At 54.9% G+C, this 13,718-nt stretch carries 9 protein-coding genes; 2 read left to right on the top strand and 7 right to left on the bottom strand.

Annotation, left to right across the window (positions count from 1 at the left end; all coding sequences use genetic code 11):
* Window positions 1-106: 106 nt before the first annotated feature.
* The 5 genes from FF011L_RS01070 to FF011L_RS01090 all read right to left on the bottom strand — a co-directional run bounded on the left by FF011L_RS01070 (window position 107) and on the right by FF011L_RS01090 (window position 8,295).
* A complete protein-coding gene (locus FF011L_RS01070; protein ID WP_145349551.1) occupies window positions 107-3,271 on the bottom strand; it encodes an efflux RND transporter permease subunit in 3,165 nt (1,054 codons plus the stop codon).
* A 4-nt stretch (window positions 3,272-3,275) separates the two neighbouring features.
* Window positions 3,276-4,760, bottom strand: a complete 1,485-nt coding sequence (locus tag FF011L_RS01075) for an efflux RND transporter periplasmic adaptor subunit (protein ID WP_145349552.1) — start codon at window positions 4,758-4,760, stop codon at window positions 3,276-3,278.
* 81 nt (window positions 4,761-4,841) lie between these two features.
* Window positions 4,842-5,270 carry a hypothetical protein gene (locus FF011L_RS01080; RefSeq protein ID WP_145349553.1) on the bottom strand — a complete coding sequence of 143 codons (429 nt, stop codon included), beginning with the start codon at window positions 5,268-5,270 and terminating at the stop codon, window positions 4,842-4,844.
* Window positions 5,271-5,431: 161 nt separating this feature from the next.
* Window positions 5,432-6,856, bottom strand: coding sequence for a DUF1501 domain-containing protein (locus tag FF011L_RS01085; RefSeq protein WP_145349554.1), 1,425 nt, complete (start codon window positions 6,854-6,856; stop codon window positions 5,432-5,434).
* Between the two features lie 311 nt (window positions 6,857-7,167).
* Complete coding sequence (locus FF011L_RS01090) at window positions 7,168-8,295, bottom strand: DUF5658 family protein (protein WP_145349555.1); 1,128 nt, start codon at window positions 8,293-8,295, stop codon at window positions 7,168-7,170.
* Window positions 8,296-8,398: 103 nt separating this feature from the next.
* On the opposite strand from FF011L_RS01090, the gene FF011L_RS01095 reads away from it, so the two are divergent.
* Complete coding sequence (locus FF011L_RS01095; protein ID WP_246109653.1) at window positions 8,399-9,733, top strand: PQQ-binding-like beta-propeller repeat protein; 1,335 nt, start codon at window positions 8,399-8,401, stop codon at window positions 9,731-9,733.
* A 182-nt stretch (window positions 9,734-9,915) separates the two neighbouring features.
* Here FF011L_RS01095 and FF011L_RS01100 read toward each other — a convergent pair whose 3' ends face one another.
* Together FF011L_RS01100 and FF011L_RS01105 are read right to left on the bottom strand one after the other, a co-directional pair.
* Window positions 9,916-11,574, bottom strand: a complete 1,659-nt coding sequence (locus tag FF011L_RS01100; RefSeq protein ID WP_145349556.1) for a hypothetical protein — start codon at window positions 11,572-11,574, stop codon at window positions 9,916-9,918.
* 477 nt (window positions 11,575-12,051) lie between these two features.
* Window positions 12,052-12,231, bottom strand: coding sequence for a hypothetical protein (locus tag FF011L_RS01105; RefSeq protein ID WP_145349557.1), 180 nt, complete (start codon window positions 12,229-12,231; stop codon window positions 12,052-12,054).
* Window positions 12,232-12,235: 4 nt separating this feature from the next.
* Here FF011L_RS01105 and FF011L_RS01110 point away from each other — a divergent pair, with 4 nt between their 5' ends.
* Entirely contained in the window at window positions 12,236-13,717 is a 1,482-nt protein-coding gene (locus FF011L_RS01110) for a hypothetical protein (RefSeq protein WP_145349558.1), read from the top strand.
* Window position 13,718 lies beyond the last annotated feature (1 nt).

Genomic DNA, 13,718 nt, shown 5'->3' on the forward strand with positions numbered 1-13,718 from the left:
CGACGCTCTGGCGAGCGTAGCTACTGGCTTGCGTCACTGCCCTCGTTATCCTCGCCAGACGGTGGTTCCCTGGGAAATTCCAGGGAACCAAAAAGGATTCGAATCATCAATCCTCTAGCGGATCGCCTTTGGGGGCGATCGTCACTTTGGCGGCAACCCAGGGATAAATCGCAGGGATTACAAGACAGGTTAGCAAGGTGCTAGTGATCAATCCTCCAATCACGACCGTCGCAAGAGGCCGTTGTAATTCCGCTCCGTCACTGCTGGAGAGTGCCATCGGTAGGAATCCTAAACTGGCTACCATTGCGGTCATCAGAACCGGGCGAAGTCGATCGTCGGCAGCTTTATAAGCGGCATCACGTGGTTTCGATCCGGCACGGCGATGATGTTCGGCATCGCTCACCCAGACTAGGCCGTTCAGGACTGCGACGCCGAACAGGGCGATGAATCCGACTCCGGCGGCGATGCTGAACGGCATGTCACGCAGCATCAACGCGAAGACACCGCCACTTGCTGCGATCGGCACGCATAAGAAGATTAGCGATGCTAATCGAACGGAATTAAACGACGTGTAAAGCAATAGGAAAATGACCACCAAAACAATCGGCGTGATCAACGCTAAGCGACGACTGGCCGATTGAAGGTTCTCGAAATCGCCACCCCAACGGAGTTCGTAATTGGGAGGAAGTTTAATATCGGCTGCAACGGCCGCTTTGGCATCGGCGACGAATGACGCGACGTCACGTCCTCGTACGTTTGCCGATACAAAAGTGCGTCGTCGCCCATTCTCGTGCTCGACAGTAGGAGGAGTCTGTTCTAGTTTGATCGAGGCCAGTTCGTATAACGGAACCGGTTTACCACCCGCGTCGGCAACCGGCAATTGCTCCAGCTGGTGAATGTCCTCTCGCCAGTGTTCAGGGATGCGAACACGGATAGGGAATCGTGCGCGTCCCTCAAGGACCTCGCCAACGGGGCGTCCGCCCAAGGCGTCGACCACGTCCATTACCTGTTGGGCGTCGATGCCATAGCGAGCCAACGCATCGCGATCGGGCCGGATTGTTAAGGTTGCCAATGTCGACTGAATGTCGGCTTTGACGTCGGCGGCTCCGGGAACGGTCCGAAGTGTCCGTTCGATCTGTTTCGCCTTGGTGGCAAGCGTTTCCAGGTCGTCGCCATACAGTAGGACGGCAACATCCGCTTTGACACCAGCGACCAGTTCATCGACTCGCATTTCAATCGGTTGCGTAAATCCGAAGGAAACGCCTGGAACGTTTTCTGTCAGGCTTGCTTCCATTTCGGAAATAAGTTCTTCTCGAGTCTTCTCCGTTGGCCAAGTCGCTGGTGGGTTTAGCATGACCCACACATCGCTTTGGTGGACGCCCATCACATCGTTCGCGATTTCCGGACGGCCCGTTTTTGTGAAGACGGTTTTAACTTCGGGCATTTTCAAAAGTTCGGATTCCACCTGTTGTGCCATGATTTCAGCACCTTCAAGCGAGGCACTCGGCAATCGAACAGCTTCGACCAGGAGGTCTCCTTCATTTAGACGCGGCATGAATTCCGCTCCAAGGTTCATTGCGACCGGGAGACTGATGGCGAAGATACAGGCAGCGATGATCGCCGTGACTGCGGGCCAGGCGACCGCTTTCCGGACCGATGGAAGGTAAACCTTTTTCAGCATCCGAATCGGCCACAGGTCATGGTCATGCGGCTTTTTGGGAAGCGATAAAGAGGCGAGAGCCGGCATCAACGTCATCGATAGGATGAAGGAGCCGAACAAGGCGAACAGGACCGTTAGTGCCATCGGTCGGAACATTTTGCCCTCGGTCCCTTGCAGCAAGAGCACTGGGACGTAGACAACCGCGATGATCAATTCACCGAACATGGTGGGACCACGCACTTCCATACAAGCGTCGCGGATGGTCGCTAAGCGGGACTTTTGAGCAGGTGGTCGGTCGCCAGGGATCGACGAATCGGATGGGTTCAAGTCGGAGGTCGATTCGTCGGTGTCTCCGTTTCGCTGCGCCAATCGACGCACGCAGTTTTCTACCATGATCACTGACGAATCGACGATTAAACCAAAGTCAATCGCTCCCAGGCTCATCAAGCTGGCCGAGATTCCAAACGCAAGCATCATGTTAGATGCGAACAGCATCGACAGTGGAATCGCTAGTGCGACGATGATACCCGCTCGTAAACTACCCAGCGTGATCAGCAGGACGATTGCGACCAATGCGCCACCCTCTAGCAGGTTCTTCAAGACGGTGTGGAGGGTTCGGTCGATCAATTCTTCGCGGTCGTAAAGGATTTCCAGCGTGACGTCGGCGGGTAAGGTCTTCTGCACTTCTTGGATACGTGTCTTTGTGCGGCTGACCACATCACGCGAGTTTTCGCCGATACGCATCATGACCATCCCCGTGACGGCCTCGCCGCGACCGTCGCGGCTGACTGCACCTTGGCGTGGCATCGGAGCGATGGAAACGTCTGCCACATCGGATAGCAACAGCGGTGAACCGTTTTCGCTGCGGCGAATCACGATGTTCTGTAAATCTTCGACTCCGGTTAGCAATGCTTGTCCGCGAATGAAGCGTTGTTCGTCGTGGTGGATAACGTAGCCACCGCCCGCGTTTGCGTTGGCAGCTTCGATCCGGCTGTACAGTTCATCGAGGGTCAGCCCGTGGTCCATCAGTTGGTTGGGATCGGGGCGAACTTCAAAGGTTTTGTAAAACCCGCCCATCACGTTGATTTCGGTAACGCCATCGATCTCACGCAGTTTGGGAGCGATGTCCCATTCCAGCAAAGAACGAAGTTCCATCGGTGATTTGGTATCGCTGCGGACTTCGAATTGCAGGATTTCACCGAGTGCGGTGGTCATCGGTCCCAGTTCCGGTGGACCGTATCCTTCGGGCAGACTGGCTGCCGCGGCGGAAAGACGTTGGTTGATTTGCTGGTTGGCAAAATAGACGTCGGTCCCTTCGGTGAACACGATTGTGATGACCGACAGGCCAAACTTTGAAATGCTGCGTACCTCTTCGACGTTGGGCAGGCCTCCCATCGTCCATTCAATCGGATAGGTGACCTGGCGTTCGACTTCGACCGGTGGCAAGGAACCTGCCGTGGTGATCACGGTGACCTGTGTGTTGGTCAAATCGGGAACGGCATCGATCGGCAATAACAGAGCGCTTCGCACGCCCAGGCCGGCCATCAGCACCGTCCCGATGATGATCAAGAAGCGATTTCGTAGCGAAAATTCGATTAGTTTTTGTAACATTGAATCACTCCTCCCCTACGAGCATTCGTTCGCTCTTGAGCGTGAAAACGCCCGAGACGACGACGGTCTGGCCGACGGTTAGCCCTTTGCGGATTTCGACTTGATCACCGCTGCGTGAGCCAACTTCAACGGCTACCGGGAGGAAGTTATCTTGCTGACGGACGAACACACTCTCCTGCCCATCCAGGTCCACCAAGGCCGATTCAGGAATCACGATCGCATCCTGTATGGTCTCGGTTGGGACAGCGACTCGAGCAAACAACCCAGGGCGAAAATGGCCGGCGGTGTTGTCGATGGTCGCGACCAACGGGATCGATCCTGACGATGGGTCGACTTGACGACCAACGTAATAGAGCGTTGCGGCTTGTGGCGGCACGTTGACCGAGGGGGTGGTGACCATCACGCGGCTTCCTGCTGCGACGTTGATGGAATCCCAGTCGCGACCGCGAATGTCGGCCTCGACCCATAAACGGCTGGTGTCTGCAATCACAAACAATTCGTCTTGTGCGGTGACTCGTTCGGTGGCAGAAAACGTTTTGCTTTCCACCGTTCCCGCCAGCGGAGACGTGATCGTTAACCGCGACATTTCGGAAGTGTTGGGCGAAATGTCCTCGTCGCTAGTCGCTCTGGCGGTTGCCCCCAATAGCGTGCTGAGCGTCTGCTTTGCGATTTGCAGTTCCCGCTCGGCCGCGTTGACGGCCGCTTCGGCTTTGGCCTTCGATTGTTGTGTTTGAAACAGCGATTGTTCGATCGCCGATTCGAGTGCCGCGGTCGTTTGTTCGACTTCGCTTTGTCTTTGCTGGACCACTCGACCGCTAACCGCGCCGGTCCCACTGACGCTGTCGATGGAAGTGGCAATGGTTTTTGCTAATTCGGATTTACTGTAGGCGGTAAGCAGTTGTCCGCCAAAATCACCCAACGTTTTTCCTTGAAGTCGCTTTTTGATCGTGGCAACCGGTTCTCCGTCGGCGATCAGTCTGGCAGTTTCCGAGACGCCGTCATGGATATCCGCTTCCCAGTAATAGGCTTTGCGTGCTAGGTCCAGTTCCGTTTGACGAGTGAGGATCTGGCCTCTCGCCACTCCGATCGCGGGGCTCCGCAGGACGGCGACCGGTTGCCCGACCGACACCGAGTCCCCGGTTTTGACCAACACCGATTCCAGAACGCCGTCAGTCGGGGTTCGGAGTGCAACGTGATGGGCATCGTCATAAGCAAATCGGCCCGGTAACGTCCGGGTCAGCTGCAAAGTGGTTTGGCGAACCGGTTCGGTTTGGATGCCGGCGATGGCCTGTTTCGCTTCGCTAAGCCTGACGAGGAGCTGACCGGTGGCGATGCTCGGATCTCCCGCGGATTGATCGTTGGGAGCTTCGGAAACGGAATCGGTGTGAGGCTTCTGCGAACCGTTGCCAAGCGATTTCCACGCAAACCATCCGGTCGCGCAGACGAGGGCGAGCGCAATGATTGCGCTGATCAAGTGTTTTGATTTCATGCTGCTGGTGTTAAATGAGAGTTCTCGGATGCAACCACGAATCAAAGTGTTCGCGGGTTAACAATCAAACGAGAATTCATTTCAGCAGCGCATCACACAGCAGAGAGTGCAGCGGTGATGTTGGTCCGCGTCCGCTGCGAATCGGTGACGAGGATCTTGGGTCGGATGCGCCGGATCAAAGATCAAATCAAGCGATACGATCCCTATCGTGGATAAACAATCCAGTGGAAATAATTGTGCGGTTGGCCCGCACCCAAGCGAACCAGCATCGGAACTGACATAGTCGACCGGGCGACTGGGTAAGCTGCAGTCGTGCTTTCCGTCGGGATCACCCTTGGACGGCAACACGAAATGCCAGTGAGACTGATCGAGAGGCGTTTCTTTGAAACTTGCATCGCGATGGCGCTGTGCAAGGTGGCTCGAAAGTGCCTGCGGAGCCTCGATCGTGTCGTGCCGGTGCATGATCGGCATCGGCAGTGGAAGCAACAAAAAGCAAACAAACCAAGACATCAGGCGGTGCTCAAAAAAGCATCGTTGAGTCGTCTGTCGTGGCTGTTTAGGTAATTTTGTCACAGCTCAATTCTAGTTCACCAAGGTGTGATGGAACAGATGCAAGATTAAATAATCTGGTTTCTCGGCTCTGGGTTTTCCTCAAACAGGGTTCCCGATATTTAGAAAATGGCTTTGATCGGTTCCCCCTCATCCAGCAAATTGTAGGGTCTTCCTTGGGAATCGGTCGCTCGCAGGTCGTTGACTCCCGTTGCATAGTAGGCGGTTTTGGCGATGTCGGCGGGGGTTACAGGGTGTTCCTCGGGATAGGCTCCCAGTCGATCACTTGAACCGTACACTTGGCCTCCTTGGACGCCGCCGCCGGCCATTAACACGCTTTGGCAGTGTGTCCAGTGATCGCGTCCTGCCCCGCTGACTCCGCCTGATCGGACGTCACCGATCTTTGGCGTCCGTCCCATTTCACTGGTGACAATCACCAAGGTTTCGTCAAGCAAACCTTTCTGATGCAGGTCTTCCAACAAGGCGGAATAGGCCTGGTCGAATTCGGGCAGTAGGTGGTCTTTCAGGCAATTGAAGTTGTTTCCGTGGGTGTCCCAGCCTCCGGCACTTTTGCACTGATTTTTAATCGCGGTGTCCTCTTTCCAGAAAACGGTCACGAAGGGGACTTCCGCTTCGACCAGTCGTCGGGCCACCAGCAGGCTCATCGCGTTAACCGATTTGCCGTACCGTTCTCGTACGGCAGCCGGTTCGCTTTCAACATCGAAAACTTTGGTCGCTGCAGAGGAAAGCAGAAGATCAAGCGTGCGCTGCTGATGTTTTTCCCACAGTTGCCTAGCCGGATTTTTGTCGAATTCTCGTCTGGCGCCATCGAGTTGGCTTAGCAACTGGGTGCGGGAATGCATTTGTTGGGCGGTGATATCTCCCGAGAGTACCAGCGCAGGTGCATGGAACTTAAGTGGAGCCTCGCGGTTGCTGCTGACGTACAACGGATCAAATTCGACGCCTAATCGAGCCGCAAATTGTCCTGGTCGAGTATAAGGCGCTTTGCTTGGTTTATGCGGTAGGGTGATCGCTCCAGGTAGGCTGGAAGCGGTCGCTTTCTTTGCCGCGATGACCGATCCCATGAATGGCCAGTCGTCGGAATAGGGGCGACGATCATTTCCGAGCGTCAAGAAAGTCGTATCGGGAACGTGACCGGTAAGGTTGTAGTAGTAGCCCGCGTGATGGTCATTGGTGTTGACCGTGCCACCGACGGAGTTAATCACCGCCATGTGATGTGCTTGTTTGGAAACCATCGGCAGGTGTTCGCAGAATCGGACTCCCGGAGCCGATGTTTGGATCGGCGCAAAGGGGCCTCGGTATCCGTCTGGGGCATCCGGTTTCATGTCCCACGTGTCAACATGGGAAGCCCCGCCACAAAGAAAGAACAGGATGACCGACTTCGCTTTGCCTGCTTTTGCTGCAGGCTTGATTTCGCTTGCCTGAGCCTGTTTTGGCGTTCCAAATTGAAGGCCCGCAAATCCAGTCGCTGAAGCAACCATGAAAGCGCGGCGACTGGGAGAGTAACGGTTTGGCTGCCAGTTCATTGCAGAACCCAAATCGGCGGGAGTGGAGGGGCTACGGAGGGAGTGCCTTTCGGTTTTCTTGCCTGTTGGCAGCCCCGATTAGGGCGGTTCGCACCGCCCTGTCGTTAGAGCCTCGGCTCCACTGCAAGCGGTTTCAGTGCATAAGAAATTCGAAAGGCGGTGCCAGCTTACCACATTCAAATGACGTTTTCACACAAAACCTTACCAAACGCAGAATGTGCCGAACCCTTACCGATCACGGCTCGATGTTCCAGCTGCAAAGGACCGAGCGGTCGTTGCGATTGGGAAGCGTTGGACCGCATCGCCGTTCGTTAGGCGAACATGGAATTGAACGTCAGCCAACGGGCTGTCAACAGCGTCAGTACGAGGCAGCTCCACCAAGTTGCCCGTCGCGCTAGTGGAGTCTCGCGAAGCCAGTACAGCAACCCGACAGCGGTCCCCGTCGCCATCGTTTTGAACAGGAAAAGTTGCACAGGGGAATGAACCAGTTCATTGCCAAGAGGATTCAATTCACGCATCGTCCCACTTTGGTGAGCCAAAAGGGTCCAGACCAGGTCCAATAGAGACATCAGTGACAGGATGGTTAACAGCACGATGGTTGTTCGCTTAATTGTGGGGAGCCCATCGGACGGAACTGTCGACAAATTGACGCCAGCGATCATCTGTTCAGCGTTTGTCATCAAATGCCCGAGTGCGGCCACCACAAGAAAAAACGCAAAAATGGTGAGCGGGTATTGAAGTCGTGCAGTCCATTGATTGGCTGTAACCTGTTGCTGGTTCGATAGGAGGAGCGCGCGATGCTCAGCGAGCTGAATTCGAGCATGTTCTAAAAACGCAGCCGAAATCTGAAGTCCCGATACGGCTTGTCGCCAAGCTTCGCGATTCATTTCCGAGTGAATCAGTCCGCCGAAGGCAAGGTTGTTAATCGCATCAGGGTCGTCGCTCGCGAGCAGTTCAATCAATTCAAAACTGGCAATCCCTGGAGGCGTGAACGTGGGGCTGGCATTCTTTGCTAGCAGAACGACGACTCCGGACCGCAACATTTGAAGTTGGCTAGCTAGCGTGCTGAGGGTGGTCTGCCGAGCCGATTCCTGGGACCTCCCGCCACGGATGCCAGGTCGTCGCCGGTGTTGCGGGTTGCGCACCTCATCCGCTTGGAGGTTGAAGTCCTCCGCTAGGTAGTTTTTTCCGTTTACGGAGAATCCGTCGGTTTGGAATTCGATCTGATAGGGAGCTTCGATGAACGTCCCGTCGATGAACAGATAGCCCTTGTCGGACTCAATGCCTCGCAAGAATCGATAGGTTTGTGAGAAGTTCCCTCGCATTGCAGAAGATTCTCTGCCTTGAGAGAAGGCAGGGCCAGCAAACCAACCGGCAATCATGAACGCAGCGATCGTACCAGTGAGGAACGGGCGGTATTGAGGTCGTTTTGGAAGCACGTCATTCCTCCGTTCATGGAATCAAAAATGTTGGTAACCATGAAACTCCGCTCGCCGCCCATAGTTTCGCACCAGCACCCGACTGACGAAATGAAAATCCGAAATGGGTTCCGCTGTTCCCGAAGTGTTTACAATGCTCTACTTCTCACGAACGTTGACTAACGACTTTCTTAAAGGACTGCAGATGATTCGGAACGGTGCCAGGCTAGGCGTATTGGCCCTTTGCAGTTTGGTCGTGCCGGCGGAGGCGACCGAATCAAGCTGGCTGCGGTGGATGGGGAACGCCGAAAATGGCGTTTCCGAAGAATCGGGATGGTCCACCGATTGGCCCAAATCGGGTTTGGAAGTCGTTTGGGAGCAGGCGATTGGTATCGGCTTTAGTAGCGTTTCGATGGATCAGGGGCGCCTGTTCACGATGGGGCATCAGGATGGCATTGAAACGGTTTACTGCTTGGATCAGGCTTCTGGAAAAGTAAACTGGACCCATACCTACCCCTCCGAATTGGTTGACAATCTGTATGAGGGCGGCCCCGGCGCCACCCCGACAATCGATGGTCAGCAGGTTTACACCCTCGGCAAAGAAGGCCAACTGTATTGCTTGAACGCTGCCGATGGAAAAGTCCAATGGCAACGGAATCTTCAAGAGGATTTAGATGTCGGCCTACCGGAATGGGGGTTCAATAGTTCCGCAACCATCGTGGGGGATCAGCTGATCGTGCAGGGAGGAAGAGTCGTTTCTTATGACAAAACGACTGGCGATCTGAACTGGAAAACCGACAAGCATACCGCGGGCTATGGAAGTGCAGCGGTGCTAAACGTCGACGGGCAAACACTGCTAGCGACCCTTGATTCTGACAGCCTGCGAATTCTCCGTAGCAGCGACGGGGAACTGCTGGATTCCTTTCCGTGGTCATCCCCTTTTCGTACCAATTCGACGACGCCGATCGTCAAGGATCAGACTCTGTTTATCTCGACAGGGTACGGCGTTGGGTGCGGTTTGTTTCAAGTGGATTCGGGCAAACTGGATTTGGTGTATGACAATCGAGAGATGCGCAATCACTTCAACAACAGCATCTTGTACGAAGGGAATTTGTATGGATTTGACGGCAATTCAAATCTCGGTCGCGTCGTCCGCCTGGTCTGTATGGATCATAAGACAGGCGAAGTTTTTTGGGAGAAGCGAGGTCTTGGCTGTGGGTCCTTGATGATCGCAGACGGAAAATTGGTGATCCTTAGCGAGCGAGGGGAACTGGTGATCGCCGAGGCAACTAATCAAGGCTATCGCGAGCTTGCTGAAGCCGAAATCCTTGATGGCCGCTGCTGGACCGTCCCGGTCCTTCTGGCAGGGCACGTCTACGCACGCAATGCACAAGGACGCCTTGTCTGTGTTCAATTGCCCAAAATAGAAGACAGCACGGATGCCGTCAGTAGTAACTAATGATCTAGAGCGGTGACTGAAGAGGCAGTGATCTTTTAATGTCGCCTTTCGCTCCGCGAAAGGCGATTCTTGAAGATTGGATTCGGGGCCGGAGGGCTCGCGACCAATGTCATCTACGTTATTGGTGGAACGACGCAAGCTGTCCGGCGCTCGTATTAAAAACACAACGAAACGACCGCGGACTATGGGGCTTTTGCTTTAGGGGCACGTTCTTGCCGCGTGGCGATGGGGACGTAGCCGACCTCCAGTCCTTTCGGCGGCGTGACAAGGAGTGCGGGATCCAGGTCGGCCAATTCACCTCGCGTGGGCGGTGGAAGGTAATCGCGATCCTTCGTCCAATTGCGATGGAGTAATTCTACTTTCTTCTGCATCGCTTCCCGTTCCTGGTCGGTCAAATCGGCATTCAGGATCGCGGGCTGGTCGGCGAATCGGTACCACGAATAAGTTAGGACGCTTCCATCACCCAGATCGATTCGGAAGGGACCCGCCGCCGGTCCCGGAGACTTCCACGGGCTGGTCGATTCTTCCGGCGTTACATACGGCTGGGCACTGTGGTTGATGGCACGGGGAAAGATGACGTTTGCCAGATCGGTTTCCGCCGGCACGTCTTTGGCTTGGACCGCAACCCATTGTTTTGCACCCTTGTTGTTGTCGGTCAACCGAAAATATTCTGGCAGCTTGACGAGGGCTTGGGCGCCGGCGGCAGGTTTGGTGACAAGTTCCTCATTCCAGCGATAGCCGTAGGTGGACGCATCCAGGTTGACGGGAGTTGCAAAAGCCTTCCAGTCGATGGTGATTCTTTGGTCCTTGGGCGTTCCAACCGGATATAGTTTCCATGTTGAGCCTCCGCGGGGTTCAAAAGATTGCACGACCGATGCGTTCGCGTCGACCTTTCCTGAGGCGGGATCGCCGCCAGCAAACCAAGCTTGAACGTCGTCCCATAACGCACTCTTTTCAAAAGCGGTAACGCGATGGACGACTGGAGAGTTGCCTTCGGCATCATGCGGAAAGCGGGTCGGTGCAATGCGTGCAAAAGTGACTCCGTTTGAATCAACCGCAGTGAAAGCAGGAACGTACTGCGTTTCCATCTGAATGGCTTTGTTTGGATTGGCCGGTCGTGAATCCAGAAACTTGCCCGCCAGTGAGGCATCCTTGAGCGAAGGCTTTGTCCAAAAATAGGGAGTGAAAAACGCGACGGGGCCTTTGAAATTTCCCGTGTTCAAAAACAGAGTCCAGCATTGGTCTCCCGTCGGAACGTCTTGGCCAGCCGTTGTCGGTTTGGCGTCGGCCAGTGGTAAAGGTAGGTATCCGTATCCGAACAGTTTTCCATTTGTTCCTTGCTCCAGATTCAATCCATCCGGTGGCCATACGATGTGTGGGCTTAACTGTGCCACGCCATATTTGCCGTTGGGCTTCGACCAGTCACGCCCCTTTCCCGCTCCGGGACCGTTGGCCCATTCGGAGAAACTTTTTGCGACGCCCCCCATGATGAATTTGGGCGTCTCGGTTGCAAACCGCGTGTCACGCCACCATCCCAGGCCTCCTTCGATGTCGCTGTAGGTATCCATGCTACGAGGGGTGTCTGACTGTGCAAACATCCAGGTTCCAAACAAACCGGTCTGAAACCGCTGTCCTGGGTAATTTTCCAGTAGTGGCCAGGCGTTGACGTAAAGCGAAAACCCCGCATCGTATTTCTTATCAACCCGCTCGTGTGGCACCAGCAAGTAGCCAGCCATTTCGGCCTCGGTAGGTCCGGCTGAATCTTGGCAGAAGAGCGATGTCTGCGGAAATGCAAACGTCACACAGGCAAGAAGGCACAACGATCGCACAATTCCGGGCATAGCTGACTCAGTAAAATACAAGGTACAGAAGACGCGTCCTCCGTCATTCTAGAGAAAAAAGGGGAAGCCACCCCACAAAAAAATTGGTTTGGTCGCACCGACCTCAGATTCATCGCGGAGAACGTGCAAAGCATTCGTGACGGTTCCGAGCGGGGTGCAAGTTAGCGACGCGCCGAGTGCCGTCGTGACAATAATGCAGCAAGTACCACTGTCTGGCGACACTCGTTACGGCAGTCAGGTCGCTACGCTCGCCAGCGCGTGGGCCGATCGGCAATACCTCATTTACTGATTTCACGTCCCAGGCATTTGGCTTCCGCGAAATCGATCGCTCCGGAGGTGCACCCATGACTATCAGCTGCCGTCGCTTGGGATGTGATATTTATTGAAGCCGGAGTACCACTGACCGACTGGGAGCGGTTACCATTGCCTGCATCGCAGTCTGCGTGGATTGGAAATGGCTGCGCGTTTCGCTAAAATCTAATCATGCGTTAAGTAATTTGGTATTCGCTGAACCTTCGTCTTGACCGACGTATTACCAACGATCAACTGGGGCGACACAAGCGTGCTTGCTTCACGCACGCGTTGTCTGCGTTCCTCGTTTGCTGCGGTTAAGGCAAGTTCGAGTGGTCGACTTTTTGCTGCCTTTTCTAGAGACATGATGATGGCTCGCCTTAAAACTTATACCGAAGCGACTTGGACTGCTGAAACCGATAAAGTGATTTCGGTACTGAGTGTCACCGAAGCTTCGCGGCAACTTGGAATCAGTCCCCGAGCTATCAGCAAGCGTCGGAAAGACTTAGAACTCAATTCCTCGCCCCGTGTTAGTGCCATTCGTTGGACGAAAAAGCGGGATAGTATTCTTGGCACGATGAATGACAAGGATGCAGCGGAGAAGATTGGCACGAACCAATACCATGCACGCAAACGGCGGATCGAACTTGGCATTCCTGCGTATCAGCAGCCCCCTGTTCCGCTATCCCAGGCGGTCCGGCGACCGCCTCATCGCTGGACGGCCAAGGAAGATCGATTGTTGGGGACGCAACCCGATCCGGTACTCGCTGAACGTTTTGATCTGGCTCCGACCGTCGTCACTCAACGTCGACACGAACTTGGCATCGCTCCCTCACGGCCGGGAGCACCCATCGAGTGGACCAAGGGGATGCTGAATCTGTTGGGCGACGTCCCCGACGGATATCTGGCTGCCGAGTACGAGATCAGCCACATCGTCGTGAAGGTGCGGCGAATCCAAGAAGGGATTCTTCCCTACGGCAAAAAGTATATGGACACGGAACCGGATTTGCCGAGGCACGTGATTTCACAGATTGGTAAGACCCCTGACAAGGTTATTTCGGACAAGTTCGGTGTCTCGCGACATCTGCTTCGAATCTATCGCGCCTTGCACGGCATTCCTTGTGCGGAAGCTCGACCATGGGCGCTGCACAAATGGACGCGTAAGGATGAAGCGTTGTTGGGCACAAAAAGTGATGGAGCCGTTGCGATCGAACTGAATATCGCCCGCAACCAAGTTCGAACCCGGCGCGTCCGTATGGGAATTCCTGCTTTTGGAGCGGCAGCATCCATTCGTTGGTCGGCAAAACGGATTGCACAGCTGGGGACCGAGCCCGACGCGACGCTCGCTCGCATGTGGAATTATTCACAAGGGGCTATCCGTGCGAAAAGGGAAGAATTGGGGATCGCTAAGTGTGAAAAATCCGAACATGAATTGACGCCGGAACAGACCGCTCGCTTGGGAACCCTCTCCGACGTGGCTCTTGGCAAAGAGTGGGGTGTTAGCTCTTCCCTTGTCCGTCAACGTCGGATCGCACAAGGGATCCGGCCGCAAAAGTCGGGCAAGAAATTCAACTGGACCGATGCCAAACTGAAACTTTTGGGCGTCATTCCCGACGAGGAACTTGCGGTCCGGCTTGGAGTCTCCTATCAGTTTGTTGTGGCGAAGCGGAGCGAGTTGAAAATCCCGGCAAAACGTCGCCCTCGAAAAGTCGATTGGTCCAACGAGAAGATCGCGGCGCTCCTGGGAACCATGAGCGACTACAAGCTAGGGGCAAAACTTGGCGTCACCAACGGAGCGGTGCGATCGCAAAGGCTGAAGCGAAAGATCCCCGCCTACAAGCCAACCTCTTAAA

Source organism: Roseimaritima multifibrata (genome assembly GCF_007741495.1).
GTDB lineage: Bacteria > Planctomycetota > Planctomycetia > Pirellulales > Pirellulaceae > Roseimaritima > Roseimaritima multifibrata.

What these genes read in the sequence shown, in the direction of transcription:
- FF011L_RS01070 (WP_145349551.1), bottom strand. Translation starts at nt 3,271, where the DNA reads ATGTTACAAAAACTAATCGAATTTTCGCTACGAAATCGCTTCTTGATC.
- FF011L_RS01075 (WP_145349552.1), bottom strand. Translation starts at nt 4,760, where the DNA reads ATGAAATCAAAACACTTGATCAGCGCAATCATTGCGCTCGCCCTCGTC.
- FF011L_RS01080 (WP_145349553.1), bottom strand. Translation starts at nt 5,270, where the DNA reads ATGTCTTGGTTTGTTTGCTTTTTGTTGCTTCCACTGCCGATGCCGATC.
- FF011L_RS01085 (WP_145349554.1), bottom strand. Translation starts at nt 6,856, where the DNA reads ATGAACTGGCAGCCAAACCGTTACTCTCCCAGTCGCCGCGCTTTCATG.
- FF011L_RS01095 (WP_246109653.1), top strand. Translation starts at nt 8,399, where the DNA reads ATGGGTTCCGCTGTTCCCGAAGTGTTTACAATGCTCTACTTCTCACGA.
- FF011L_RS01100 (WP_145349556.1), bottom strand. Translation starts at nt 11,574, where the DNA reads ATGCCCGGAATTGTGCGATCGTTGTGCCTTCTTGCCTGTGTGACGTTT.
- FF011L_RS01105 (WP_145349557.1), bottom strand. Translation starts at nt 12,231, where the DNA reads ATGTCTCTAGAAAAGGCAGCAAAAAGTCGACCACTCGAACTTGCCTTA.
- FF011L_RS01110 (WP_145349558.1), top strand. Translation starts at nt 12,236, where the DNA reads ATGGCTCGCCTTAAAACTTATACCGAAGCGACTTGGACTGCTGAAACC.